Origin of the sequence: Dokdonella soli (genome assembly GCF_039523175.1) — a bacterium.
GTDB classification, from domain to species: domain Bacteria; phylum Pseudomonadota; class Gammaproteobacteria; order Xanthomonadales; family Rhodanobacteraceae; genus Dokdonella_A; species Dokdonella_A soli.
The window spans coordinates 63,224-88,580 of the sequence record NZ_BAAAEU010000023.1 but is presented as its reverse complement, the minus strand read 5'-3'; the positions used below and the strand labels follow the sequence as shown (position 1 = coordinate 88,580).

At 65.0% G+C, this 25,357-nt stretch carries 23 protein-coding genes; 19 read left to right on the top strand and 4 right to left on the bottom strand.

What is annotated here, in order from left to right; genetic code table 11:
- The first annotated feature begins 12 nt into the window (after positions 1 to 12).
- The 5 genes from ABD002_RS13565 (at position 13) to ABD002_RS13545 (ending at position 3,352) form a co-directional block, all read left to right on the top strand.
- Complete coding sequence (locus ABD002_RS13565) at positions 13 to 981, top strand: ABC transporter ATP-binding protein (RefSeq protein WP_379989102.1); 969 nt, start codon at positions 13 to 15, stop codon at positions 979 to 981.
- Complete coding sequence (gene mlaE / locus ABD002_RS13560) at positions 978 to 1,748, top strand: lipid asymmetry maintenance ABC transporter permease subunit MlaE (RefSeq protein ID WP_343791986.1); 771 nt, start codon at positions 978 to 980, stop codon at positions 1,746 to 1,748. Before ABD002_RS13565 ends, mlaE begins: the two co-directional genes overlap by 4 nt.
- 95 nt (positions 1,749 to 1,843) lie before the next feature.
- Positions 1,844 to 2,392, top strand: a complete 549-nt coding sequence (gene mlaD / locus ABD002_RS13555) for an outer membrane lipid asymmetry maintenance protein MlaD (protein ID WP_343791984.1) — start codon at positions 1,844 to 1,846, stop codon at positions 2,390 to 2,392.
- A 10-nt stretch (positions 2,393 to 2,402) separates the two neighbouring features.
- The gene (locus ABD002_RS13550; RefSeq protein WP_343791982.1) at positions 2,403 to 3,050 is read left to right on the top strand and encodes an MlaC/ttg2D family ABC transporter substrate-binding protein; all 648 of its coding nucleotides are present in this window, start codon (positions 2,403 to 2,405) and stop codon (positions 3,048 to 3,050) included.
- Complete coding sequence (locus ABD002_RS13545) at positions 3,047 to 3,352, top strand: STAS domain-containing protein (RefSeq protein WP_343791980.1); 306 nt, start codon at positions 3,047 to 3,049, stop codon at positions 3,350 to 3,352. The genes ABD002_RS13550 and ABD002_RS13545 overlap by 4 nt, the downstream gene beginning before the upstream one ends.
- 42 nt (positions 3,353 to 3,394) lie before the next feature.
- On the opposite strand, the gene ABD002_RS13540 is transcribed toward ABD002_RS13545, so the two are convergent.
- The gene (locus ABD002_RS13540) at positions 3,395 to 4,171 is read right to left on the bottom strand and encodes an MlaA family lipoprotein (RefSeq protein WP_343791978.1); all 777 of its coding nucleotides are present in this window, start codon (positions 4,169 to 4,171) and stop codon (positions 3,395 to 3,397) included.
- 281 nt (positions 4,172 to 4,452) lie between these two features.
- Between ABD002_RS13540 and rpoZ the strand changes: the two genes are divergently transcribed.
- From rpoZ to ABD002_RS13525, 3 genes are all read left to right on the top strand, one after another.
- Complete coding sequence (rpoZ, locus tag ABD002_RS13535) at positions 4,453 to 4,746, top strand: DNA-directed RNA polymerase subunit omega (protein WP_343791976.1); 294 nt, start codon at positions 4,453 to 4,455, stop codon at positions 4,744 to 4,746.
- Positions 4,747 to 4,807: 61 nt separating this feature from the next.
- Positions 4,808 to 6,976: a RelA/SpoT family protein gene (locus tag ABD002_RS13530; protein ID WP_343791974.1), complete on the top strand. Its 2,169-nt coding sequence runs from the start codon at positions 4,808 to 4,810 to the stop codon at positions 6,974 to 6,976.
- Between the two features lie 91 nt (positions 6,977 to 7,067).
- Entirely contained in the window at positions 7,068 to 7,454 is a 387-nt protein-coding gene (locus ABD002_RS13525; protein WP_343791972.1) for a RidA family protein, read from the top strand.
- 32 nt (positions 7,455 to 7,486) lie between these two features.
- Here the strand turns inward: ABD002_RS13525 and ABD002_RS13520 are convergent, their stop codons facing one another.
- Complete coding sequence (locus ABD002_RS13520) at positions 7,487 to 8,053, bottom strand: hypothetical protein (RefSeq protein WP_343791970.1); 567 nt, start codon at positions 8,051 to 8,053, stop codon at positions 7,487 to 7,489.
- 181 nt (positions 8,054 to 8,234) lie between these two features.
- Between ABD002_RS13520 and recG the strand changes: the two genes are divergently transcribed.
- From recG to ABD002_RS13495, 5 genes are all read left to right on the top strand, one after another.
- Complete coding sequence (recG, locus tag ABD002_RS13515) at positions 8,235 to 10,349, top strand: ATP-dependent DNA helicase RecG (protein WP_343791968.1); 2,115 nt, start codon at positions 8,235 to 8,237, stop codon at positions 10,347 to 10,349.
- 4 nt (positions 10,350 to 10,353) lie between these two features.
- Complete coding sequence (locus ABD002_RS13510; protein WP_343791966.1) at positions 10,354 to 11,100, top strand: class I SAM-dependent methyltransferase; 747 nt, start codon at positions 10,354 to 10,356, stop codon at positions 11,098 to 11,100.
- 9 nt (positions 11,101 to 11,109) lie between these two features.
- Positions 11,110 to 12,048, top strand: coding sequence for a nucleoside hydrolase (locus ABD002_RS13505; RefSeq protein ID WP_343791964.1), 939 nt, complete (start codon positions 11,110 to 11,112; stop codon positions 12,046 to 12,048).
- Positions 12,049 to 12,150: 102 nt separating this feature from the next.
- The gene (locus tag ABD002_RS13500) at positions 12,151 to 12,393 is read left to right on the top strand and encodes a type B 50S ribosomal protein L31 (RefSeq protein WP_343791962.1); all 243 of its coding nucleotides are present in this window, start codon (positions 12,151 to 12,153) and stop codon (positions 12,391 to 12,393) included.
- Between the two features lie 314 nt (positions 12,394 to 12,707).
- The gene (locus ABD002_RS13495; protein WP_343791960.1) at positions 12,708 to 14,000 is read left to right on the top strand and encodes a citrate synthase; all 1,293 of its coding nucleotides are present in this window, start codon (positions 12,708 to 12,710) and stop codon (positions 13,998 to 14,000) included.
- 70 nt (positions 14,001 to 14,070) lie between these two features.
- On the opposite strand, the gene ABD002_RS13490 is transcribed toward ABD002_RS13495, so the two are convergent.
- Both ABD002_RS13490 and ABD002_RS13485 read right to left on the bottom strand, forming a co-directional pair.
- Positions 14,071 to 14,700 carry a hypothetical protein gene (locus ABD002_RS13490; protein WP_343791958.1) on the bottom strand — a complete coding sequence of 210 codons (630 nt, stop codon included), beginning with the start codon at positions 14,698 to 14,700 and terminating at the stop codon, positions 14,071 to 14,073.
- Between the two features lie 2 nt (positions 14,701 to 14,702).
- Entirely contained in the window at positions 14,703 to 17,186 is a 2,484-nt protein-coding gene (locus ABD002_RS13485) for a penicillin-binding protein 1A (protein ID WP_343791956.1), read from the bottom strand.
- Between the two features lie 247 nt (positions 17,187 to 17,433).
- Here ABD002_RS13485 and ABD002_RS13480 point away from each other — a divergent pair, with 247 nt between their 5' ends.
- The 6 genes from ABD002_RS13480 (at position 17,434) to ABD002_RS13455 (ending at position 25,269) form a co-directional block, all read left to right on the top strand.
- Positions 17,434 to 18,492 carry a pilus assembly protein PilM gene (locus tag ABD002_RS13480; RefSeq protein ID WP_343791953.1) on the top strand — a complete coding sequence of 353 codons (1,059 nt, stop codon included), beginning with the start codon at positions 17,434 to 17,436 and terminating at the stop codon, positions 18,490 to 18,492.
- Positions 18,492 to 19,265 carry a PilN domain-containing protein gene (locus tag ABD002_RS13475; protein ID WP_343791951.1) on the top strand — a complete coding sequence of 258 codons (774 nt, stop codon included), beginning with the start codon at positions 18,492 to 18,494 and terminating at the stop codon, positions 19,263 to 19,265. Before ABD002_RS13480 ends, ABD002_RS13475 begins: the two co-directional genes overlap by 1 nt.
- A complete protein-coding gene (locus ABD002_RS13470) occupies positions 19,262 to 19,975 on the top strand; it encodes a type IV pilus inner membrane component PilO (protein WP_343791949.1) in 714 nt (237 codons plus the stop codon). Before ABD002_RS13475 ends, ABD002_RS13470 begins: the two co-directional genes overlap by 4 nt.
- Before the next feature lies 1 nt (position 19,976).
- A complete protein-coding gene (locus tag ABD002_RS13465) occupies positions 19,977 to 20,507 on the top strand; it encodes a pilus assembly protein PilP (RefSeq protein WP_343791947.1) in 531 nt (176 codons plus the stop codon).
- A 23-nt stretch (positions 20,508 to 20,530) separates the two neighbouring features.
- A complete protein-coding gene (locus tag ABD002_RS13460; RefSeq protein WP_343791945.1) occupies positions 20,531 to 22,789 on the top strand; it encodes a type IV pilus secretin PilQ in 2,259 nt (752 codons plus the stop codon).
- 80 nt (positions 22,790 to 22,869) lie between these two features.
- On the top strand, positions 22,870 to 25,269 hold the full coding sequence (locus ABD002_RS13455; protein ID WP_343791943.1) for a hypothetical protein: 2,400 nt from the start codon (positions 22,870 to 22,872) through the stop codon (positions 25,267 to 25,269).
- Positions 25,270 to 25,357: the final 88 nt, after the last annotated feature.

Genomic DNA, 25,357 nt, shown 5'->3' with positions numbered 1-25,357 from the left:
GAACGACATCGAGTGACCGACGCCAAGACATCGCAGTCCGACGCCGCCATCGTGCAGATCCGTGGTTTGCACACGGTGCTGAACGGCAAGACGATCTTCGACGGCATCGACCTCGATATCCCGCGCGGCAAGGTCACCGCGATCATGGGTCCGAGCGGCACCGGCAAGACCACGCTGCTGCGTCATATCACCGGGCAGCTGAGGGCGGACGCGGGCGAAATCCGCGTCGACGGCCGGAACGTGCCGACGCTGTCGCGCAATGCGTTGTTCGACCTGCGCGAGAAGATCGGTTTCCTGTTCCAGAACTCGGCGTTGCTGACCGACTTCAGCGTGTTCGAGAACGTCGCGTTCCCGCTGCGCCAGCACCTCAAGCTGCCCGAGGAACTGGTACGCAACATCGTGCTGACCAAGCTGCAGGCGGTCGGCCTGCGCGGCGCCGCGGAGCTGATGCCGAGCGAGTTGTCGGGTGGCATGGCACGCCGCGTCGCGCTGGCGCGCGCAATGATTCGCGATCCGATGCTGATTCTCTACGACGAGCCGTTCGTCGGCCTCGATCCGATCGCGCTGAACCAGGTGCTCAAGCTGATCCGCATGTTGAATGACACGCTCGGCATCACCAGCATCCTGGTCGCACACGAGTTCGCCGCAGTCGCGCGTGCGGCCGACCTGGTGTATCTGATCGCGGCCGGCAAGGTCGTTGCGCGCGGTACGCCGGCCGAGCTCACCCGCGACGACTCGCCATGGACAAAGCAGTTCTTCGGCGGCGAGGCCGACGGCCCCGTGCCGTTCCAGTATCCGGCGCGCGACTACGCGTCCGATCTCGGCTTCCCGAGCAGTGCGCCGCCGACAGGCACGCAGACGGCGGGTGGCCGCGACGCGGCCTCCCTCACCCCGTCCGCGGAGCGGACGGCCCCCCCCTCTCCCGCGTCGCGGGCGAGGGACGAAGGTGTCGCTTCGCGACATACGGGGCCGAAGGCATGAGCCAGGTGCGCAAGGAACCCTCGATGATCGGTGATGCCCTGGCCCAGGTCGGCGCCTGCGGCCTGTTCCTGCTGCAGATCCTGGCCGCGATCCCGAAGAGCCTGCGCCATCTCAAGGAGACGATCCGCCAGATCTGGTTCGTCGGCGCGATGAGCCTCGTGATCATCATGACCTGCGGCCTGTTCGTCGGCATGGTGCTCGGCCTGCAGCTGTACTACGTGCTGTCGATCTTCGGCGGCACCGCCGCGCTCGGCACGGTGGTGTCGCTGTCGCTGTACCGCGAGCTCGGGCCGGTGGTGACCGCGCTGCTGTTCGCTGGACGTGCCGGCACCTCGATCACCGCCGAGATCGGCCTGATGCGCGCGACCGACCAGCTTTCCGCGATGGAGATGATGGCGGTCGATCCGCTCGCCTACGTCGCTGCGCCGCGCTTCATTGCCTGCATCGTCGCGATGCCGCTGCTTGCGTGCGTGTTCAACGCGCTCGGCATCTTCGGTGCGCACCTGGTCGGCGTCAGCTGGCTCGGCCTCGACAACGGCACGTTCTGGTCGAACATGACCTCGAGCGTCGATGTCTGGAAGGACGTCGTCAACGGCGTCTGGAAGAGCGTCGCGTTCGGTGCGGTGGTCGCGCTGATCGCGGTATTCCAGGGCTACACCACGGCGCCGACCAGCGAGGGCGTGGCCTATGCGACGACGCGCACGGTGGTGTTCTCGTCGATCGTCGTGCTCGCGCTCGATTTCGTGATGACCGCATTCTTGATGTAGGAGCGGCTTCAGCCGCGATGCTTTGCCATGCATGCGTAGGGAAGATGCATCGCGGTTGAAGCCGCTCCTACGGAAAATCGAAACAGGACAGCACCATGACCCAACGACGTTCCTACCAGATCGGCACTGGCCTGTTCATCCTGCTCGGCTTCGCCGCGCTCGCGTACCTCGCGACGCAGACGACGTCGGTCGCGAACTTCAGCCAGGGCCCGAGCTACACGCTCAAGGCGCGCTTCACCAACATCGGCCAGCTCAAGCTGCGCGCGCCGGTCAAGCTGGCCGGCGTGCGCATCGGCTCGGTCGAGTCGATCGCGCTCGATCCGGGCAAGCTCGATGCGCTGGTGCACATCTCGATCGACAAGCGCTACAACGAGGTGCCCGACGATTCGTCCGCGGCGATATTCACCAGTGGTTTATTGGGCGACCAGTACGTTGGCATTCAGCCGGGCGGCTCGCCGGACATGTTCAAGGACGGCGACGAGTTCGTGCTGACGCAGTCGTCGATGCAGCTCGAGGACTTGATCGGCAAGTTCCTGGTCAGCGGTTCGCCGTCGCAGAAGCCTGCAGATGGCCAGCCAGCCAAGGATCAGGACGCCGCCGCCAAGCCCGCTGCGAATCCCCCCTCCAACGACAACAAGCATTGAGGAGTCATTCATGTTGCGCACGCTAGGTCTTGCTTTCGCTTTGTTGTTGGGGGTCGTCGCGACCCTGCCAGCGCGCGCCGATACGGCGACTCCGGATCAGGTCGTTCAGAGTATTGCCGACGATCTCGGCAAGGCGATCGACGGTCACCAGGCCGAACTCAAGAGCGATCACGACAAGCTGATCAAGATCATCGACGGCATCCTGCTGCCGCGCTTCGACATCGACTACGCGTCGATCCTCGTGCTCGGCCAGTACGCACGCACGTCCACGCCGGAACAGCGCACGCGCTTCGCCAAGGCGTTCTACAACTCGATCGCACATCGCTATGCGGAAGGCCTGCTCAACTACACGCGTGGCCGCGTTCGCGTGCTGCCGACCAAGGGCGAGCTGAGCGACAAGCGCACGATCGTGCGCACCGAGGTCGTGCTCGACGACGGCAAGACGCTGGCGGTCGACTACGCGTTCCGCAAGACCAAGGATGCGGAGTGGAAGGCCTACGACGTGATCATCGAGGGCATCTCCTACATCACGAATTACCGCAACCAGGTCGGCGCGGAGATCCAGAAATCCAGCCTCGATGCGTTGATCACGCGCCTGGAAACCCGGGGCGAGAAGACTTTGGAGACGATGGAGCACGACCAGAAGGGCAGTCAGTGACAGCGACGCTGCGCATCGAGCGCGTCGACGCGGGTCATGTCCGCGTTGCCGGCCGGCTCGGCTTCGCCGAAGCGGCCACGGCGCTGATGCGCGGCAATGAATTGGCCGGAAGCGGGGCGCGCGAGGTCGTGGTCGATATCGCGGGATTGCAGGACGTCGACAGCGCGACGTTGGCGATCCTGCTGGCCTGGGCGGCACGCGCGCGCATCGGCCGAGTGGTGCTGCGGTTCACCGGCGTCCCGGACGCTCTCAGGGCGTTGGCGCATCTGTGCGACGCCGAGCCGCTGCTAGGCATCGCCTGATCCGCCAGGTGCAGGCGGCGCGTCGGTTTCGCGCCGCCACGCTCAGGGGTGATCGCCGTCCTTGGCGGGTTTTTTCTTTTCGTAGGCGTGCTGCTCATCGAGCAGCTTGTCGACGTCCACGTCGTTGGTGCCCTGCATCTGTTCGATGATCTCCGCGGGCGGCTGGCCGTTGTAGATGTCGTACAAACGACGCTGCCGGTACGCGTCGCGGAAGAAGATATACGGGTCGTAGACGCCCTCGAGCAGGCCCTCGGCCTCGATGCCGCGTGAGCGCAGCGTGACCAGGTACAGCGTGTTAGGCAGGTATTCTGCGTGGAAGCGCAGGTCGTGCTCCCTGGCGTACCAGCCGAGCGGATCGAAATAATTGTCGACCGGCAGGCGCCAGAAATCGCGCGGTGTCGTCGAACCGATCAGCGGCAGCACCAGGTACGGGCCTTCCGGGACGCCCCACTTGGCCAGGGTCACGCCGAAGTCGGTCTCGTCGGGCGGAAGCCCCATCTCGCTGGCCGGATCGAACAGACCGACGAAGCCGACCGTCGAGTTGATCACGAAGCGGCCGGAATTGTGCGCAGCCGAAAGCGGTTCGACCTGCAGGATGTCGTTGATGATCGTGATCGGCATCTTGATGTTCGCGAAGAAATTCGCGACCACGCGGCGCATGTTCTTCGTCGTGACCTTGCGGTAGCCGACCGCGACCGGCCGGATCACCGCCTTGTCCGCCGCGTCATTGAACGCGTACATCTTGCGGTTGAAATCTTCCAGCGGATCGTCGGAGCGCGGTTTGGCCACCGCGCAGCCGGCCAGCAGCGCGACGCTCAAGGTCAGAACTCCCGCGCGAAGGTGGGAGGAAGTCAGGTTGGATCGCATTGGGTATCGTCTCGATGGTGCGTGGCTTCTTCGGTCCACGGCACAGCTGGGTGTTCCCTTTCCGCAATGCAAGGCTACGCGAAATCGGGGTCGACATGCACCGGGCAGGGGCGCAGCGATGCAGCGCAGGTACAGACACGATGCGCGTGATTGCACTGCACAAAACCGCGGCGTTACAATGGCGCATCGCTAAAGCCATGAATTGGCTTCAATTTTGGTCCGAGGATTCCTGAATGGCACGTATCACCGTGGAAGATTGCCTCGAAGTGGTCGACAACCGCTTCGAGTTGGTACTGATGGCCACCAAGCGTGCCCGCCAGCTGGCGAAGGGCGCGACGGCGGCGATCGAAGGGCACAATGACAAGCCGACCGTGCTCGCGCTGCGCGAGATCGCGGACCGCAAGGTCAACCAGACCATGATCGACGAGATCGACAAGCAGGAGCGCGAGCGCGCCGAGCGCGAGGCGCTGGAATGGGCCGCCGCCGAAGTCGACGACGATATCGGCAAGGGCGGCGACGATCTCTGATGGCTCGAACGTGGCAATCGTGTCGATCTGACGGGGCAGCCTGAGCGGCTGCGCCGGCGACATGGCCACGACTGTGCCCTGGCCGGTTCGGGCGCCGGCGGTGAGCCAGCCCCCCGCCGACGTGCGGGCGCTCGAGCACCAACTCGCGGCCTACCTGCCCGCCGAACAGGTCACGCGGGTCCGCAAGGCGTATGAAACCGGCGCGCTCGCCCACGAGGGCCAGACGCGCAAGAGCGGCGAACCGTACATCACCCATCCGGTCGCGGTCGCCAGCATCCTCGCCGAACTCGGCATGGATGCCGAGACGATCATCGCGGCGATCCTGCACGACACGCTCGAGGACACCACGCTCAGCGCGGAGCAGATCACTGCCGAGTTCGGTCTGACCGTGATCGAGCTCGTCGACGGCGTCACCAAGCTGGACAAGGTGCGATTCCGCAACCGCCAGGAGGCGGCCGCGGAAAGCTTCCGCAAGATGCTGCTGGCGATGGCGCGCGACCTGCGCGTGATCCTGATCAAGCTCGCCGACCGCCTGCACAACATGCGCACGCTGGGTGCGATGGAGCCCGACGCGCGCCGCCGCATTGCGCGCGAGACGCTGGATATCTACGCGCCGATCGCGCAGCGCCTCGGCATGAACCGCTTCAAGGCCGAGCTGCAGGATCTCGGTTTCCGCGCGCTGTTTCCCGACCGCCACCGCGTGATCGCGGAGCGCATCCGCTCCGTGCTCGGCAACCGCCGCGAGGCGATGGCGCGCATCGAGGTCGCGCTGAATGCACGCCTCGAGAGCGAGCAGATCCCGCATCGCGTGGTCAGCCGGATCAAGTCGCCGTACAGCATCTATTCGAAGATGCGCAGCGAGCACAAGTCGTTCGCGCAGGTGATGGACGTCTACGGCTTCCGCGTCATCGTCGACAGCGTGCCGCACTGTTACCACGCGCTCGGTGCGGTGCATGGCCTGCACAAGCCGCTCGATGGCCGCTTCCGCGACTTCATCGCGATTCCGAAGGCGAACGGCTACCAGTCCCTGCACACGGTGCTGTTCGGACCGTTCGGCGCACCGATCGAGATCCAGATCCGCACCGAGGACATGAATGCGGTCGCCGAGCGCGGCGTCGCCGCGCACTGGGTCTACAAGACCGACGCGACGCCGGCGAACAGCGCACAGTCGAGGGCGCGCGAATGGGTGTCGGGCCTCGTCGACCGCGAAACGCAGACGCCGTCGTCGCTGGAGTTCATCGAAAACGTCAAGGTCGACCTGTTCCCGGACGAGGTCTACCTGTTCACACCGAAAGGGCAGATCCTCGCATTGCCGCGCAATGCGACCGCACTCGACTTCGCCTACTTCGTGCACACCGATGTCGGCGGCCACGCGGTGGCCGCGCGCGCCGACAAGAAACTGGTGCCGCTGCGCACGCCGCTGGTCAGCGGCCAGACCGTCGAGATCATCACCGCGCCGTCCGCGGCGCCGAGTCCGCAGTGGCTGGGCTGGGTCGTCTCCGGTCGCGCGCGCACCGCGATCCGTCACCACCTGAAGCGCTTGCAGCACGAGGACGCGGTCGAGTTCGGTCACCGCATGCTCGATCGTGCGCTCGATGCTGTGGAATCGTCGCTGGAGAGCATTCCGCACGAAGTGCTCGACCGCTACCTGGCCGAGCAGAAGTTCAAGCGGCTCGAGGAATTGCTGGCCGATATCGCGCTCGGCAACCGCGTCGCCGATACGGTCGCGCAGGCGCTGCTCACGGCGCATGGCGAGCATCCACATGCCACGCGCCTGCGCAGCAGCGAGAAGATCCTGATCACCGGCGCTGAACGTGGCGTGCTCAGCTTCGGCAACTGCTGCCATCCGCTGCCGGGCGACGAGATCATGGGCTATCTCTCGGCCGGCAAGGGCATCGTCGTGCATCGCGTCGAGTGTCCGAACGTGCCGGAACTTCGCAAGTCGCCGGAACGCTGCATCGAGATCGCCTGGGACGCCGACGTGCAGGGCGACTACAAGGTCGAGCTGCGCATTGAGGTCGCGAACAAGCCCGGCGTGCTCGCCCAGGTCGCGGCGGCGATCGCGGAAGCGGGCTCGAACATCGAGAACGTCGAGTACAAGGAACGCGACGTGATGACTGCGACGATGCTGTTCACGATCGAGGTCAAGAACCGCAAGCACCTCGCCGACGTGATGCGCCGCGTGCACCGGCTGCAGGTCGTCACCGCCGTGCGCCGGCATCCGGTGTGAGCGCCGGGAATCGGGAATGGAGAGACGGGAATCGTAAAAGCGGCTCCGTTCGCCGTACTATTCGCGGCTCTCCATTCCCGATTCCCAGCCAATGACCCGCACCATCATCCACAGCGACCGCGCACCCGCGGCGATCGGTCCCTATTCGCAGGCCGTGAAAGTCGGCAACACGGTTTACCTGTCCGGCCAGACGCCGCTCGATCCGGTCAGCGGCGAGCTCGTGCAGGGCGACATCGCAACCCAGGCGCGCCGCGTGTTCGACAATCTGCAGGCGGTCTGCGAGGCGGCCGGCGGTTCGTTCGACCAGATCGCGCGCGTCGGCATCTATCTCACCGATCTCGCAAACTTTGCTGCGGTGAATGGCGTGATGAAGGAATACTTCCGCGAGCCGTATCCGGCGCGTTCGACGATCGGCGTGCGCGAGCTGCCGCGCGGCGCCGAGGTCGAGGTCGATGCGATCATGGTGCTCGACCGCTGAGGCCTCTGTGATGACGACGTGGCTGGTCGACATCACCCCATCCGCGCAAACAGCAGGCTGATGTAGGCGACCAGCAGGACGAAATACGTCACTGCGAGCGCAGCCTGCACCGCGACGCGGCCGGACAGGAATCCCGGCAATGCCAGCACCAGCCAGAGCACGCGCAGGCCCGTGTCCAGATCCGCCTGCGGCGCGGCGTGCGCGAGCATCCATTGCTGCACGAAAGACGCCACCGGTACCAGGGCAATGAGCGTGTAGAACGGCTTGCGCTTGGCGATGAATGTTCGCGCCAGCCCCGCGCCGTCGAGGTGCAGATCGGCCGGCAGGATCAGATACGCCAGCAGGTACAGGAGCACCGGCAGGATCATGAAGGAGACGTAGGAGAAGAACGTCCAGTCGGCAACGTGTCGCCAGCCGAACGACACCCACCAGACCTGGAGATTCGCCAGCAGCAGCGTGGCCACCAGCACCATGACCCACCACGCCTGCGCAAGCGCGCGGCCATCGCGAACCAGTCGTGCGATCCCCGAGAGCAATTGGGTCACGCCCAGGCCAATCAGGATCGACAGCAGGACCGTGATGTACTCGAATTCGTTCAAGTCGGGCTCCGGGCCGAAGGGGGCGGCGGAATACTACCCGCGGATTGCTTCGATCATCGTGCGCGGCATGCGGTCTTTCGCCGGAATTCCGCGCATCTGATTCCAGTGGGTGGCGGGCTTTCCTGATGCGGGTTGCAACGGTCGGGCTTCGCACAGCGGCCGCGCTTGATACGCTAGGCAGATGCCACCAGCGGTCCGCCAGCGTGTTGCCGTACCGACGCCCGATTCCGGCCTCACGCCCGTGACCGCGCTCGCCGGTGTCGGGCCGGCGCTGGCGCAGGCGCTCGCGCGGCTCGGTCTCGAGCGTGTGCAGGATTTGTGGTTCCACCTGCCGCTGCGTTACGAGGACCGCACCCGGATCACGCCGATCCGCGAGCTGCGTATCGGTGAGAGTGCGCAGGTCGAGGGCGTCGTCGAGGCGGTCGAGCGCGGGTTCCGCTACCGGCCGCAACTGCGCGTCGCGGTCGGCGACGACTCGCGCGCGACGCTCACGTTGAGATTCTTCCATTTCAATCGCGCGCAGGCCGAGCAGTTCGTGCCGGGTGCGCGTTTCGTCTGCTATGGAGAGGTCCGGCATGGCGCGCACGGACCGGAGATGGTGCATCCCGAATACAGACGCGTGCTCGGTGAGACCCGTGTCGCCACCGAAGATCGCCTGACGCCGATCTATCCGACTACCGAAGGCCTCGGCCAGAAGCGTCTCGCCGGCGTGATCGCGCGCTCACTCGATCGCCTGCCCGACGATGCAGCGCTGGAGTTGATCCCGGACGCGCTGCGCGCACCGTTGCGGTTCGCTTCGTTGCGTGATGCGTTGCTCACCGTGCATCGGCCGCCGGCCGATGCGGATGTCACCGGACTCGCGGCCGGCCGGCATCCGGCGCAGCAGCGCCTCGCGTTCGAGGAACTGCTGACGCATCACCTGAGCCTCAAGCGCCTGCGCGCGCAGATGCGCCGACATGCCGCGCCGGTGCTGGCCGGTGACGGTCATCTGCGTGCCGCGCTGCGTGCGGGTCTGCCATATGCGCTGACCAGCGCGCAGCGGCGCGTCGGCGCCGAGGTCGAAAGCGATCTTGCGCAGCCGGTGCCGATGCTGCGGCTCGTTCAGGGCGATGTCGGTTCCGGCAAGACCGTGGTCGCCGCGCTTGCGGCGCTGGCGGCGGCGGAGGCGGGCACCCAGACCGCATTGGTCGCGCCGACCGAACTGCTCGCCGAGCAGCACTGGAACAATTTCAGGGCCTGGCTGCAGCCGCTCGGCATCGAGCCGGTATGGCTCGCCGGCAAGATGCTCGGTCGTGCGCGCGAAGCCGCGCTGGCCGCGGTCGCGGCGGGCGCGCCGATCGTGATCGGTACGCACGCACTGATGCAGGAGAGCGTCGTGTTCCGCCGCCTTGGTCTCGCGATCATCGACGAACAGCATCGCTTCGGCGTGCACCAGCGCCTGAGCCTCCGCGACAAGGGCCGCAGCGGCGATGTCGTGCCGCATCAGCTGGTGCTGACCGCGACGCCGATCCCGCGCACGCTGGCGATGACCGCGTACGCCGATCTCGATGTCTCCGTGATCGACGAGCTTCCGCCCGGCCGCACACCGGTGCAGACCGTCGCGATCTCGAACGCGCGCCGCGGCGAAGTCATCGAGCGCATCCGTGCAGCCTGTGCCGAGGGTCGCCAGGCGTACTGGGTGTGCACGTTGATCGAGGAGTCCGAGCAGTTGGAAGCACAGGCCGCCGAGGTCGCGTTCGCGGAGCTTGCGGCAGCGCTTCCGGAGCTGCGCATCGGCCTCGTGCATGGACGCCTGAAGCCGAAGGAGAAGCAGGCCGCGATGGATGCGTTCAAGGCCGGTCAAACCCACGTACTGGTCGCGACCACCGTGATCGAGGTCGGCGTCGACGTGCCGAACGCGAGCCTGATGGTGATCGAGAACGCCGAGCGACTCGGCCTCGCCCAGCTGCATCAATTGCGCGGACGAGTCGGTCGCGGCAGCACCGCGTCGAGTTGCGTGCTGCTCTACCAGACGCCGCTGTCGCGGATGGCGCGCGCGCGGCTCGAGGTCATGCGCGAAACCAGCGACGGTTTCCGAATCGCCGAAAAGGATCTCGAACTGCGCGGTCCCGGTGAGCTGCTCGGCACGCGCCAGACCGGCCAGCTCGAATTCCGCGTCGCCGATCTTGCGCGCGATGCGCACCTGCTACCATCGGTGCACCGCGTTGGCGAAGCCCTGCTGCGCGATCATCCCAATCTTGCCGAACGCCTGATCGCGCGGTGGGTTGGCGGTGCAGCCCGATACGCGGGAGCCTGAATTCATGACACACTGGGTCAGCCGGCTGCGCGCTGGCATCGCCCTGTTGAAGCCGCGCGAGTTCGCGCTGGCCGCCGCACCTTGTCCTTATTGTGGCCCGAGCCTGTTCGTGCGCCTGCAGCGCGAGGAAACCGGCGTGCGTTGCACGCGTTGCGCGGCCTCGGCAGTGCACCTGGCGCTTGGTTGGGCGCTGCGCGATCAGGTCACGCATCTCGGCGAATGCGACGCGTGCGAACTGTCGGCCCGCGGCCCGCTGGTGGCCTTCCTGCGCCGCTCCGCGCGCAGCCTCGCGACCTCGGAGTACTTTGCCGATGTCGCGCCGGGTGGGTTGCGCGACGGCATCCGCTGCGAGGATGTCCAGCGACTGAGTTACGCCGATGCGAGCTTCGATCTTGTCACTCACACCGAAGTGTTCGAACACGTGCCCGACGACGCACGAGCGTTCGCCGAACTCGTGCGCGTGCTGCGGCCAGGCGGTGTCACGATATTCACGGTGCCGATGCATGAGGGTGAACTTACGGTCGAACGTGCGCGGCTGCGCGATGGCGCGCTCGAACACGTGCATCCTCCGGTCTATCACACCGATCCGTTGCGCGATGGCGCCGGCATCCTCGCGTTCCGCGACTACGGCCGCGACATCCTCGCTCGCCTGCGCGATGCCGGCTTTGCCGAAGCCGACCTGACGACGCCCACACAGCGCATTCCGTGGACCGTCCCCCGCGCGGTCGTGGTCGCGCGCAAACCCGCATGAAGGATTCCCGTGCAAGCCCATGAACTGCTGATCGACACCGACCCTGGCGTGGACGACGCGCTGGCGATCCTGATGGCCCACGCGCACGCCGAGGTCGCCGGCCTGTCGATCGCAGCCGGCAATGTCGGGCTCGCGCACACGGTCGGCAATGCGTTGAGACTGATCGATGTGATCGGGACCGACACGCCGGTGTTCGCGGGCTGCCCCGTACCGTTGGTGCTGCCGGCTGCGGATGCCGGCTTCGTGCATGGCGCGGACGGCTTCGGCGATACCGGTTATCTGCGCTCCGCGCGCCGGGCGGCCGATGAGCACGCGGCGGCCGCGATCGTACGGCTCGCCCGGGAGCGGCCGGGCCGTCTCACGCTGGTCGCGCTCGCGCCGCTGACGAATCTCGCGCTCGCGTTGCGTCTCGATGCGGAGCTGCCCTCGCGCATCGCGCGGCTGGTCATCATGGGCGGCGCCGTGACCGGGCGCGGCAACACGCATCTGGTGCCGGCCGAGTTCAATATCGGCTTCGATCCGGAGGCCGCGCAGGTCGTGTTTTCGGGCTGGCCGGAATTCGATCTGGTCGACTGGGAAGCCTGTGTCCGTCATGCGATCGCGTTCGAGCGCTTCGATTGCATGGTCGCGGCGGACACCGAGCGGGCGAGGTTTTACGCGGCGATTTCGCGCAAGGCACGCGCGTTCAACCAGTCGCATGGGCGCCACGGCATGGTCGTGGCCGACGCGCTGGCCATGGCGGTTGCGCTGGAGCCGGGCATCGTCCGGCGCGCCGAGCGCCATCACATCGGCATCGAGCTGGCCGGCGCGCTGACCCGCGGCGCGACCGTGGTCGACTGGGATGACCGCTGCGGCCACCCCGTGAATGCGCGCATCGTGCTGGATGTCGACCAGACACACTTCGAGGCGATGGTCGGGGCGGCGCTCGGCGCGCCGGGCGCCGCCTGATTCGTGCTGATTCGCGCGGTTTTGGTCCGGCGACTTGCACGGGCTGGGCAGGGCCGGTTAAACTGCCGCTCTTTTATCCCGCCCAGCAGCGGAACCGAGCCCATGAAAACCGACATCCATCCTAACTACAAGCCGGTCGTGTTCCAGGACATCTCCAGCGATTTCGCGTTCCTGACGCAGTCGACGATGTCCAGCAAGGACACGATCAAGTGGGAGGACGGCCAGGAATATCCGCTGATCAAGGTGGAAATCTCCAGCCACTCGCACCCGTTCTTCACCGGCAAGCAGAAGATCGTCGACACTGCCGGTCGCGTCGACAAGTTCCGCCGCCGCTACGCGAAGTAAGGTCAGGATGACCTCACCCCGGACAGTACAGGGATGTACGCTGATCCGGGGTCCAGTTCGATCGAGTCATCCAAACGCCGGCCGATGGCCGGCGTTTGCGTTTCCGCGCGGCGGATGAACATTTTGTCATTCCGCGGGAGCGTCCTCGACCTCATCGCAGCTTGATTCGTGCATGCCGCAAACGCATATGTTGCCGTGCAATAATCATGCGTTGACCGCATCGTAGTATCGCGGTCGTCCACCAAAGATATATCCGCCCGCAGCGCCTCGCACCGGTTGCGCGCGATGCGGCGCTACGCAGCCAGGAGTTCGTCGTGTCCGATAAAACCGTCCAGCTCACCGATTCCGCTACGAACAAGAGCGCGACGTTTCCGGTTGTGACCGGTACGCTCGGCGATCCGGCCATCGACATCGGCAAGCTCAACAAGGAAACCGGCTACTTCACGTTCGACCCGGGCTTCATGGCGACCGCTGCGACGCGCAGCGCGGTCACGTTCATCGATGGCGATGCCGGCGTGCTGCTGTATCGCGGCTACCCGATCGACCAGCTCGCCAAGCAGTCGAGCTTCCTCGAGGTGGCCTACCTGCTGATCAACGGCGAACTTCCCGACAAGGCGAAGTTCTCGGCGTTCGAGGACGAGGTCACGCATCACACGATGATGCATGAGGCCCTGAAGAACTTCCTGCACGGCTTCCACTACGACGCACATCCGATGGCGATCCTGTGCGCATCGATTGCCTCGCTGTCGGCGTTCTATCACGACACGCTGGACCTGAATGATCCGGAGCAGCGCCGCCTCGCGGCGATCCGCCTGATCGCGAAGATGCCGACGATTGCCGCGGCCGCGTACCGCTATTCGATCGGCTGGCCGATCCGTTATCCGCGCAACAACCTCGACTATGTGACGCGCTTCCTGCACATGATGTTCGAGGTGCCGAGCGAGCCGTTGGAGCTCAGCCCGGTCGCTGCGAAGGCGCTCGACCTGCTGTTCATTCTGCACGCGGACCACGAGCAGAACGCGTCGACCTCGACCGTGCGCCTGGTCGGCTCGACCGGCGCGAATCCGTATGCCTGCGTCGCCGCCGGCATCGCCGCGTTGTGGGGGCCTGCGCACGGTGGCGCCAACGAAGCCGTGCTGAAGATGCTCGGCGAGATCGGCGATGCGAAGAACGTCGGCAAGGCGGTGGAGAAGGCGAAGGACAAGAACTCCGGCTTCCGCCTGATGGGCTTCGGCCATCGCGTCTACAAGAACTTCGATCCGCGCGCGACGATCATCCGCGAGATGTGCCACAAGGTGCTGAACGACCTGCACGTCAACGATCCGCTGCTCGACGTGGCGATGGAGCTCGAACAGGCCGCACTGAAGGATTCGTACTTCGTCGAACGCAAGCTGTACCCGAACGTCGATTTCTACTCCGGCATCATCTACAAGGCGCTGAAGATCCCGACCGAGATGTTCACCGTGATGTTCGCGATCGCGCGCACCGCGGGTTGGGTCGCACACTGGCTCGAGCAGCACACCGATCCGGAAACCAAGATCGGCCGCCCACGCCAGATCTATACCGGCGCGGTAAAGCGCGACTACGTCGAACTCGCTAAGCGCTGACGCTGACGGGAAACCGGTAGCCGGTAATCGGTAGCCGGAACAGCCTGCATTCGGGCGCGAGGGCTAGCCGCTACCGGCTTTCGAGCAGTATTTCGAGCGCGCCCAAGGACGCGCGCTGCATCGGTTTCTCGCTGATGCGATCGAGCGGCGCCTGGCGCAGCAGATCGTATGGCAGCAGCGTGATGTCGATCGCCGCGTCGTCGGCACTGAACAGCAGTACCGGAAAATCGCGCGCACTCGCACGGTCCACGCGCAGGCGCCGGGTCTGCTCCTCGTAGGGAATGCCGTGTTCGCGCAGATGCGCGATCACGTTGTTCGGCTGGTCCGAATACAGGTGCAGGCAGACCGCCGAATGCGCGTCGGCGGTACCTTCGAGCACCGCGCCGACGAGGCGCGGCTCGTGGTCCGAGAAGAAGCGCATCGCCTCGCGTGCGACCTCGCGCAGCCGGCGCAGCGTGCGTGTCTGGTCGTCGCCGCGGAACAGGCGCTGGTGTTCACGCAGTGCCTCCTCGATCTCGCTGTTCTTCGGCAGGCTGAGTTCGTCGAAGATGCCGAGCCGCTCGGCCGCCTTCAGCTTCGCCTGGCGGTAGTCGCGCAGGCCGCCCTCGGTCATCAGGCGCGCGGCCTCGACCGCGACGCGCCGCCGCAGCTCCGGTGCGCGCGTCGCCGCATGGCTGCCGCGGTCATGCCGGCCGGTCATGCTCAGAACACGTCGTAGGCTTCGCGCTGCTCGCCGTTCTTGTCGTCGGTCGGTGGCGGCTGCGAAGCGAGCCGGGTTGCATCCTCGGCCTTCATGACCTCGAGAATCGCGCCGGCATCGCCTGCGGTGGCCAGCAAGCCGCTGGCCGGATCGATGCGCACCTTGGTGATGCCGGGCGGCATGTCGAACGGCTGTTCCGGCACGTCATTCAGCGCGGCGCGCATGAAGTCGATCCAGATCGGCAGGGCAGCCTTGGCACCGAACTCGCCGCGGCCGAGCGAGCTGAAGTCGTCGAAGCCGACCCAGCAGCTCGCGACGAGTTTGGCGTCGAAGCCGGTGAACCAGGCGTCGCGGTGGTCATTGGTCGAGCCGGTCTTGCCTGCCAGATCGTTGCGCTTGAGCACCATCGCGGCGGAGCCGGTGCCGCGCCGGATCACGTCGCGCATCAACGAAGTCACCAGGTAAGCGTTGCGCGGATCGATCGCGCGCGGGGCGAGATGCGGCTGGCCGGGCGTCTGCGCCGCCGTGCTGGCGAGCGCGCTGCCGATCGGGCTCAGCGCGCTCGCGGTACTTTCCGCTCCGGTAGTCGCTGCTGCGGATGACGCATCAGCGTTCTGCCGTTCCGCGCAATTCGCGCATGCGATCGCTGGATCGGCGCGATATACCACGTTGCCTTCGCGGTCGTCGATCTCGCGGATCAGGTACGGATCGATCAGGTAGCCGCCGTTGGCGAATACGGCATAGCCCCGTGCCATCGCGAGCGGCGCGACGTTGGCCGTGCCCAGCGCCATCGACAGGTTTTCCGGAATCTGGCCCGGGCTCAGACCAAAGCGCGTGATGTACTCGCGGGCATAGCGCACGCCGATCGCGTCGAGCAGGCGCACCGACACGAGGTTCACCGACTTCACCAGCGCTTCGCGCAGCCGGATCGGGCCCTGGAACGTGTCGTCGTCGTTCTTCGGCGTCCACACGCCGTCGGGCTTGGACGGGTCGGGGAATTGCACGGGCGCGTCGTTGAGCACCGAGGCGGGCGTGAAGCCGTGGTCGAACGCGGCCGAATACAGGAACGGCTTGAAGCCGGAGCCCGGCGAGCGAGCGCTTTGCGTCACGCGGTTGAACTTGCTGCGCAGGAAGCTGAAGCCGCCGACCATGCTCTCGACCGCTCCGTCCTCGGGATCGAGCGCGACGAGCGCGGCTTCCGCGGCGGGAATCTGCGAGAGTCTCCAGGCGCCTTCGGCGTCCTGCACGAGCCGCACGATATCGCCGCGCTTGAGCACTGCGTCGATGCTCTTGGGCGCGGCGCCGCGGCGATCTTCGTCGAGGCGCGGGTGCGCCCAAGCGACCGATGCGAAATCCAACGAAATGTTCTGGCCGTCCGCCAGATGGACGCGTGCCTGCTGCTTGTCGCTCTCGGTGACCAGGCCCGGAATCAGCCCGGCGAGCGGTCGGTAGTCGGTGAGCGCGTTGTCCCAGTCGGACGCGGTCGCGCCGGCGGCAAGGTCGACATGCGCTTCCGCGCCGCGCCAGCCGTGGCGCTGGTCGTAGGTCGACAGGCCACTACGCAGTGCGCGGTTCGCCGCGTCCTGCTGCACGGAATCGAGCGTCGTCTTGACCACGTAGCCGTCGGTCAGCGCGTTGTTGCCGAGACGGTCGATCGCCTCGAGGCGCACCAGTTCGGCGAAGTAGGGTGCGTCGACCTCGACCGGCGCCTCGTGTGGCTGCGCGAGATCAGGCGCCTTGAGTGCGGCGTCGTAGTCGGTCTTGTCGATGAAGCGGTTGTCGAGCATGCGCCCGAGCACGTAGGCGCGGCGCTCGAGCGCGCGCTGCGGGCGACTGAGCGGGTTGCCGGTCGACGGGAACTTCGGGATCGACGCCAGCATCGCGCATTCGGGCAGGGTCAGCTGGTCCAGCGTCTTGCCGTAGTAGAACTCCGCCGCCGCGGCGATGCCGTAGGAACGATGGCCGAAGAAGCTCTTGTTGAGGTAGAGCTCGAGGATCTCGTCCTTGCTGAGCGCGTTCTCGATGCGGAACGCGAGGAAGATCTCCGACAGCTTGCGCGTGTAGCTGACTTCCGAGCTGAGGAAGAACATGCGCGCCACCTGCTGGGTGATCGTGCTGCCGCCGGCGACATGCTTGCTGCCAGTGGTGACGGTCAACCAGACCGCGCGCCCGATGCCGCCGAGGTCGATGCCGCGGTGCGTGTAGAAGTCGGCGTCCTCGGCCGCGAGGAACGCGTTCTTCAGGCGTTCCGGCACATCCCGGATGCGCACCGGTGAGCGCTTCGTCTCGCCGAAGGTTGCAATCAGCTTGTCGTCGGCGGACTTGATCCTGAGCGGCACCTGCAGGCGCACGTCCTTGAGCGTCTCGACGGAAGGCAGCCGGGGCGAGATGAGCCAGTAGGCGGTACCGATCGCGATGCCGCCGAGGAGGACGCCGGCCAGCGCGAGGTACAGCGCATAGCGCAGCAGTCGGAGAAATAGGGTCATGCGGCGGGACTTGTGATGCCAGTCAAGGTACGTGCGGTAAGTATCGGAGTATAGAGCGTATATGGTTTCGCGGGACAGGTGCCGGAAGGGGCGCCTTGTCTTCTGTCAGGGGCGAAGTTCGATCTAAGTGACTGTGTTCACTAAATTTTATTTTAACGCTGGACGGCTGTTGAAAAACCGTTAATCATCGTATTTAATGTAACGGCGCATCTTTCGCTCGTAAGAGCGCGTGGGAAGGGGAAAAAGTGTGGGCCTGTTCACACCTAAAGCGCCGCCGCTGATCGGCGTCGACATCAGCTCGACCGCGGTCAAACTGCTCCAGCTGGTGCAGGTCGGCGGTCGCTATCGCGTCGAACACTATGCGGTCGAACCGCTGCCGCCCAATGCCGTCGTCGAGAAGAACATCGTCGAGGTCGAGGCGGTCGGCGAAGCGATCCGTCGCGCGTTGAACCGTTCCGGTGCCAGGACCAAGTTCGCGGCCGCCGCGGTCGCCGGCTCGGCGGTGATCACCAAGGTGATCCCTATGCCCGGCGACCTGTCCGAGGAGGACATGGAAGCGCAGATCGAGGTCGAGGCGAACCAGTACATCCCTTATCCGATCGAGGAAGTCAGTCTCGACTTCGAAGTGCTCGGTCCGATCAAGGACAACCCGGACATGGTGAACGTCCTGCTCGCCGCGTCGCGGACCGAGAACGTCGACCTGCGGGTCGCCGCGCTCGACCTCGGCGGCCTTGGCACCAAGGTCATGGATGTCGAGGCGTTCGCGATGGAGAACGCGTTCAGGCTGATCGCCGACCAATTGTCCGTGCCGAAGGATGCGGTCGTCGCGGTCGTCGACGTCGGCGCCACGATGACCACGCTGATCGTGCTGAAGAACCAGCGCACGATCTACTCGCGCGAACAGGTCTTCGGCGGCAAGCAGCTCACCGACGAGGTGATGCGCCGCTACGGGCTCAGTTACGAGGAGGCCGGCCTCGCCAAGCGCCAGGGCGGCTTGCCCGAATCCTACGAAAGCGAAGTGCTGGAGCCGTTCAAGGAGGCGATGGTCCAGCAGATCAGCCGCCTGCTGCAGTTCTTCTTCGCCGGCAGCGAGTACAACCGCGTCGACCAGGTCGTGCTCGCCGGCGGCTGCGCGTCGATTTCCGGCATCGCCGACCTGGTCGAGGAACACCTCGGCGTTCCCTGCATCGTCGCCAACCCGCTCGCCGACATGTCGCTGTCAGGTCGCGTGCAGGCGCAGACGCTCGCGCAGGACGCGCCCGCGCTGATGATCGCCTGCGGACTCGCGCTCAGGAGCTACGACTGATGGCACACATCAACCTTCTGCCGTGGCGTGCCGAGCGGCGCAAGCTGCGCGAGCGCGAGTTCTACATGATGCTGCTTGCGACCGCGGTTGGCGCGTTCGTGGTGCTGATCGCGGCGATCTTGTGGATGAATCATCTGATCGACGATCAGAGCAGCCGCAACACGTATCTGCAGGAACAGATCAAGGGTCTGGACAAGCAGATCGAGGAGATCAAGGAGCTCGACAAGACGCGCTCGCAGCTGCTGACCCGCAAGGAGATCATCGAGCAACTGCAGTCGAACCGCTCGCAGATGGTGCATCTGTTCGACGAGATGGTGAAGACGATCCCGGACGGCGTGCGCCTGATCTCGATGAAGCAGGCGGGCGAGGTGCTGACGCTCGAGGGCGTCGCCGAATCGAATTCGCGTGTCGCCAGCTACATGCGCAACATCGACGTGTCGCCGTGGATGGGACACACCGACCTGCGCAAGATCGAGAACCAGGCGGGCTTGAAGGACGCCGACAAGAAGATGCCATATGTGTTCTCGCTCGACGTGAAGCTGCGCAAGCCGCAGGACGCGCAGGATGGCGGGCAGGTGGCGTCGGCGGGCGGAGCCGCGAACGCCGGCGTTGCAGCAACGGCCGCCGCTACGGCTGCGCCGGGAGGCGCGAAGAAGCCAGGCGATTCTGGCGCGCAGCCGGGTGACGCGTCCAGCAAGCCGGTGCCCGCTGGTGACAGGGCCGCGCCGGCGCCGCAACCGACGACCACTCCGGCCACGGGGGAGAAGAAATGAGCTTCCTCGACGACCTGCGCAATCTGGACCGCAACAACATCGGTGGCTGGCCGAAGTCGGTCAAGATCTTCTTCGCCAGCCTCATCGTCATCCTCATCCTGTTCTTCGGCTGGTACCTGCAGATCAGCGGCCAGCAGGACGAACTCGACAGCGCGCGCAAGAAGGAAACCGCGCTGAAGAAGGAGTTCTCGGACAAGCAGGCCAAGGTGGTCAACCTGGAGGCCTACCGCAAGCAGCTCGACGACATGCAGGAGATGCTGCAGACGATGCTGCGCCAGCTGCCGAGCAAGACCGAGATGCCGGACCTGCTGAACGACATCACGCAGGCCGCCTTGGCGGCCGGCATCGAGACCGAACTGTTCCAGCCGGGACCGGAGGCGATGAAGGACTTCTATGCCGAAAAGCCGATCCAGCTGAAGATGCTCGGCACCTACCATCAGTTCGGATCGTTCATCAGCAATGTCGCATCGCTGCCGCGCGTAGTCATCCTGACCATGCACGATGTCTCGCTGAAACCGTTCAAGGCGCCCAGTGCGAGTTCCACATCGATCTCCGGCGGACAGTTGACACTCGAGGGCACGGTCAAGACGTATCGCTATCTCGACGAGGCGGAGACTGCGGAGGTCCAGCGCGCGGAAGCAGCGAAGCCCGGCGCAAAGCCAGCGCTCGCCGCAAAACCGGCGGCCAAGTCCAAGGCAGGAGGAGAATGACATGAATGCTCCCCTCGCCACCATGTATCGACTGGCCGTTGCGTGCGTGCTCCTTGTCGGCATCGCCGGCTGCAGCTCGAGCGAGGACCCGCATCAATGGGTCGCGAAGGAGAAAGCGAAGAAAGGCGCTCCCTTGCAGCCGCTGCCAGTCGTCAAGACGTTCGAGACCTTCCTCTACAAGGATCAGAACCTGCGCGATCCGTTCGGCCTCAGTGCCGAGGAGCAGGAGCAGACCGCGAACACCGGTCCGCATCCTGACCAGAACCGCACGCGCGAGCCGCTCGAGTCGTTTCCTCTCGACGGGCTGAAGATGTCCGGCACGCTCGGTCTGGCCAAGCAGATCGAGGGGCTCGTGCGGGATCCGGATGGCGTGGTGCATCGGGTCCATGTCGGCAACTACCTCGGTCAGAACTACGGACGCATCACCGCTATCGGCGAGGACCACATCGACCTCGTCGAGCTGGTGCCGAACGGCACCGGTGGCTGGATGGAACGGCAGGCCTCGATTGCCCTGGGCGACACCAAGAAATGATCGAATCATTCGGGACAAATCTCATGACCACGACATTCGCTTCAACCTCGGAGCGCAGGTTTGCCTTCCCGGTGATCCGGCCAGTGCTCTGGATGCTGCTCCTTCTCGGTTTCGTGCTGAGCGGTGCCGCGCAGGCCGAGAATGTGCTCAACGACATCAGCTACACGGCCCTGCCGGGAGGCAAAGTCGAGGTCACGCTGAAGTTCGCGAGCCCGGTCAGTGCTCCCCATGCGTTCTCGACCGAGTCGCCGCCGAGCATCGCGCTCGATTTCGCCGACACCCGCAACGCGGTCAGCAAGCGCCACATCGATATCAGCGCGGGGGCGACCTCGGGCGTCTCGGCGATCGAGGCCGCCGGACGCACGCGCGTGGTCGTCGACCTGTTCCGCGTCGCCGGCTACGACACGCGCACCAATGGCAACAACGTGGTGCTCACGATCAACAACGGCCTGATCGGCACGACCAGCGTCGCGACCTCGGTCGGCAAGACCGATCCGACCAAGGCGGTCAGCGCATCGAACGAGATCGAGGTGTCCAACGTCGACTTCCGCCGCGGCAAGAACGGTGAGGGGCGCGTCGTGGTCAGTTTCAACGGTCCGGGCGCCGCTGCGAACCTCAAGCGCGAGGGCGGCACGATCGTGCTCGACATGCTCAACGTGAAGCTGCCGCCGAACCAGGCGCAGCATCTCGACGTGCTCGATTTCGCGACCCCGGTGCAATCGATCGACACGCGCGCGCGCAACAACGGCGTGCACATGGAGATCGTTGCCAAGCAGCCGTTCGAACAGCTCGCCTATCAGACCGGCAACGAGTACGTCGTCGAGATCTCGCAAAAGAAGGATGAAGCGAAGCTCAAGGGCAAGAACGCGGAACCGGAATACAACGGCAGCCGTGTCACCTTCAACTTCCAGGATATTCCCGCGCGTTCGGTGCTGCAGCTGATCGCCGATGTCTCCGATCTCAACATCGTCGTCGCCGACAGCGTGCAGGGCAACGTCACCTTGCGCCTGATCAATGTGCCCTGGGACCAGGCGCTCGATATCGTGCTGCAGGCCAAAGGTCTCGACAAGCGCCGCCGCGGCAACGTGATCTGGGTCGCGCCGCAGAAGGAGATCGCGGACCGCGAGGAATCGATTGCCGATGCGCGCCTGAAGATGGAAGACAAGGAAGCGCTGGTTACCGACTACATCCCGGTCAGCTATGGCAAGGCCAAGGACATCGCCGCACTGCTGACCAAGGAAACGCAGACCAACTCGGCGGGCGGCCAGTCTGCCGGTGGCCAGGTTCAGCGGGGTTTCCTGTCCTCGCGCGGCAGCGTCAGCTATGACGACCGCACGAACACGCTGCTGGTCAGCGATATTCCGTCGAAGATCCAAGAGATCCGCCAGCTCGTCGCCGTGCTCGACCGCCCGGTTCAGCAGGTGCTGATCGAATCGCGCATCGTGATCGCGACTGACAGCTTCGCGCGCGAGCTTGGCGTGAAGTTCGGTATTAGCGGCGGCTACATGGACAGCAACAACAACGTGATCAGCACCGCCGGCACAGCTCGCGGCACTGATCAGATGAACAACGTCGTCCTCAACAACCGCTTTAACGGACCGGGTCTCGGTTTGCCGAACACTGCGCGGGATCCTCAAATAGGGAACGGCATTTTGGTGCCCTCGCTGAACAACCGCCTCAACGTCAACATGCCGGCCACAAATCCGGCGGGAAGCTTCGGCCTTGCGATCCTCGGTGCAGACTATCTACTCGATCTCGAGTTGTCCGCGGCGCAGACCGAAGGTCGCGGCGAAGTCATCTCCAGCCCGCGTGTGATCACAGCGAACCAGCGGGAAGCAGATATCAAGCAGGGCCAGGAAGTCGGTTACGTCACGTTCCAGAACTCGGGTGGTGCTGGCGGTTTGGGCACCGCGACCGTGCAATTCAAGGAAGCAGTGCTCGAACTCAAGGTCACCCCGACGATCACGGCCGACGACCGCGTCGTGCTGAACCTCAACGTCAAGAAGGACGCGATCGCAGGTTTCGTCGACAACCCCGGCGGTGGCAGGGTGCCGACGCTCGACAAGCGCGAGATCAACACCGAGGTGCTCGTCGACAATGGCCAGACCGTCGTGCTCGGCGGAGTCTACGAGGTCAGCAAATCCGACACGATCCGCAAGGTGCCGTTGCTCGGCGACATGCCGGTGCTCGGCAACTTGTTCAAGAACAACAGTCGCAACGACACCAAGGCGGAACTCCTGATTTTCGTCACGCCGCGCATTCTGAGCGACAGCCTCAAGTGACCGGCTGGGTGTAACACACAATGACGACGATGCCTGAAGGCACCCGACCAGAAACGAACATGCAGTCCTGGAGATTCAACATGAAATTTTTCGGCAAGACCCTGGGGCTGCTGCTCGCCAGCCTCGTCCTGGCCAGTTGCGGCGGTGGTGGCGGTGGTGGTGGCAGCGGCGACGCGTTCCAGCCCCCGCAGAGCGGCTCGATCACGCTGACCGCAACGACGACGACGCTGCCGCTTAATACGGCTGGCTATGACCCGGCGCAGCGGGGTGCACCAACCCAGGCTGAAGTCACCATCGTATGGCGGAATGCCAATGGGACGCTCGTGAATGGGCACGACATCGCGGTCAGCATTTCGCCGATCACAGTTGCGGCGATCTCCTGTTTGGCAGCGGGGACGAGCGGCGGTGGCAGTGGCAGTGGTACCTGCGCGACCACCAGCGACCTATATGGATCGGTTCCGATCACCGGCATCAACGGGCAAGCCACTGTCTTCGTCAATTCTCGTCTGACTGCGGGCACAACGACCTTGGTTGTCACCGCAACCGATCCGACGACGGGTCGGACGGTGAGTGCCAGTCTCGTGTTCACAGTGACGAGCGGCGTCGGTTCGTCGCCAGCGAGTGTCACGTTGACCCCAAGTCCGACAGGCATCTATCTGCCGAGTTCGGGCGGAACCAACTCGTCCGCCATCAGCGCCACTGTGCGCGATGGCGGTGGCCAGCTGATTCCCGATCCGGTCAGTGGCAACAGCGGCGTCGACAACATCCAGTTCGAGATCATCGGCAATGCGGGCGATGCGCGCCTGTCCACCAATTCGGTGAGCGGTTCGAGCACGGGCACGAAGGTGTCTTCGCATACCGTGCATGGTGTTGCGACGGCATCGTTCCAAGCAGGCGACCAGACGCCACAGGGTCCGATCCAGATCCGCGCGACGGTCGACCGCGCCGACAACAACGTCAGCAACGGTATCCAGGATCCGGTCACGTTCACGACTTCGGTCATTGTGTCGGACGGCAAGCTGTATTCGATCCAGGTCACTTCACCGGTCTTTGCAGCGAATTTGCCCGGTATCACGATCAATTGCGTGACGACTCCCTGCGTCGTCCCAACCGCTTCAGGCAGCGTGACCCCGAGTCCGAACGCGATTCCCACGAATCCGGATGCCACGCTTAGCTTGGTCGTTTCGGCCAAGGCGCAGGATCGCCAAGGCAATCCGGTGCTGCCGGGTACGCCGATCCGCTTCGGTTCAGTGGACACACCGGTTGGTGCGCCGGGTAGCAAGAACGACAACCAGTTCCTGCTTTCGGGTATCGACGGCAATCCGCAAGAAGGCGGCACCCTGTTCACCGCGCCGACCGGACAATTCACGACGGGCGGCGGTGGTGCCGGTCCCGGCGACGCGCTGGTTGTGTTCGGCAAGGCTGTGCAGGGCAACGATGATCTTGAGAGCGCGGTCACGGTGCAAAGCGTGACCAGTGCGACCAGCCTCGTCGCGTCGCCTGGTTTCAACCTCAACGACACGACCGGCGTAAGCGTGGATTACGGCCCGGTGCTTCCCTATTTGATCGGGCGCTCCCAGCAGGGCAGCGTCACGGCCCAGGCGGTCACCGATGCGAAAGGCGTTGTGCATGCATCCCTCACTTATACGGTCAAGAGCGTTGGCAACGCGGTTGCGATCTGGGCGCAGGGCGATGGCGTTGACCGCGTGACCAACGGTCCACGCCGCGTCACCGACGCTGGTGTCCTTGCCTATCCCGGCGTGGCGCCCGCGACGATCTCGGCATCGCCAGATCCGATCCTCGGCGACACGACGGCGACCGTCACCGTGTGCGTGGCTGATGCACTCGGTATTCCGCTGCGCGGCCAGACGGTATCGTTCCAGTTCGCTCTTTCCGGTGGTGGCACCGGCACGGTCGACGGACAGACCGGCAGTGGCACATTCGCGCAAGTGACCGGCGTCAACGGTTGCGCAACGGGTAACGTGGTGACCACCGGTGTGCCGGCATCTGCGGCGGGCGCGACCAGCGGTTCGCTCAAGCTTTCCGCGGCTGGCAAGAGCACGAGCGTCGGTATCTCAGTGCAGATCGCGACCTTGCAGGTTTCACCAAACTCCGTCTCCGTACCGTCTGCTGGCGTAACGGCGGCGATCACGGTAACCGCGCGTACAGCTTCCGGCGGCTTGGTACCTGGTGTGCTTGTCACTGGCACATGCACTGCGAGTGGCGGACTGAACGCCGCTATCGCACTGACGCCGGGTAGCGCCACTACGAGCAACGCCGGGACAGCGATGTTCTCGGCGGTCGCATCGGGCTTCGTGAAGCCGGGTTCCTTAGGACCGCCTGTCGTTCAACCGTCCAATGGTACGGGGACGTGTGTATTCACAGCCAGCGGCAACAATAGCGCGACCGTAACATTCAATGGCACGGCCAATTGCGCCACTGATTTCAGTCCGCCGAGTGATCCGAGCTGCCATCCGTAAGACGATGGGCAGATTCTAAAATCGAAGGGCCGCAGCAATGCGGCCCTTTTTTTGTGTAGGATCACCGGATATCAAGAACCACAACATC

Excerpts from the sequence above, each read along its gene's own strand:
- mlaE (WP_343791986.1), top strand. The coding sequence starts at position 978 with ATGAGCCAGGTGCGCAAGGAACCCTCGATGATCGGTGATGCCCTGGCC.
- mlaD (WP_343791984.1), top strand. The coding sequence starts at position 1,844 with ATGACCCAACGACGTTCCTACCAGATCGGCACTGGCCTGTTCATCCTG.
- ABD002_RS13550 (WP_343791982.1), top strand. The coding sequence starts at position 2,403 with ATGTTGCGCACGCTAGGTCTTGCTTTCGCTTTGTTGTTGGGGGTCGTC.
- rpoZ (WP_343791976.1), top strand. The coding sequence starts at position 4,453 with ATGGCACGTATCACCGTGGAAGATTGCCTCGAAGTGGTCGACAACCGC.
- ABD002_RS13530 (WP_343791974.1), top strand. The coding sequence starts at position 4,808 with ATGGCCACGACTGTGCCCTGGCCGGTTCGGGCGCCGGCGGTGAGCCAG.
- ABD002_RS13525 (WP_343791972.1), top strand. The coding sequence starts at position 7,068 with ATGACCCGCACCATCATCCACAGCGACCGCGCACCCGCGGCGATCGGT.
- recG (WP_343791968.1), top strand. The coding sequence starts at position 8,235 with ATGCCACCAGCGGTCCGCCAGCGTGTTGCCGTACCGACGCCCGATTCC.
- ABD002_RS13510 (WP_343791966.1), top strand. The coding sequence starts at position 10,354 with ATGACACACTGGGTCAGCCGGCTGCGCGCTGGCATCGCCCTGTTGAAG.
- ABD002_RS13500 (WP_343791962.1), top strand. The coding sequence starts at position 12,151 with ATGAAAACCGACATCCATCCTAACTACAAGCCGGTCGTGTTCCAGGAC.
- ABD002_RS13490 (WP_343791958.1), bottom strand. The coding sequence starts at position 14,700 with ATGACCGGCCGGCATGACCGCGGCAGCCATGCGGCGACGCGCGCACCG.
- ABD002_RS13485 (WP_343791956.1), bottom strand. The coding sequence starts at position 17,186 with ATGACCCTATTTCTCCGACTGCTGCGCTATGCGCTGTACCTCGCGCTG.
- ABD002_RS13475 (WP_343791951.1), top strand. The coding sequence starts at position 18,492 with ATGGCACACATCAACCTTCTGCCGTGGCGTGCCGAGCGGCGCAAGCTG.
- ABD002_RS13470 (WP_343791949.1), top strand. The coding sequence starts at position 19,262 with ATGAGCTTCCTCGACGACCTGCGCAATCTGGACCGCAACAACATCGGT.
- ABD002_RS13465 (WP_343791947.1), top strand. The coding sequence starts at position 19,977 with ATGAATGCTCCCCTCGCCACCATGTATCGACTGGCCGTTGCGTGCGTG.
- ABD002_RS13460 (WP_343791945.1), top strand. The coding sequence starts at position 20,531 with ATGACCACGACATTCGCTTCAACCTCGGAGCGCAGGTTTGCCTTCCCG.
- ABD002_RS13455 (WP_343791943.1), top strand. The coding sequence starts at position 22,870 with ATGAAATTTTTCGGCAAGACCCTGGGGCTGCTGCTCGCCAGCCTCGTC.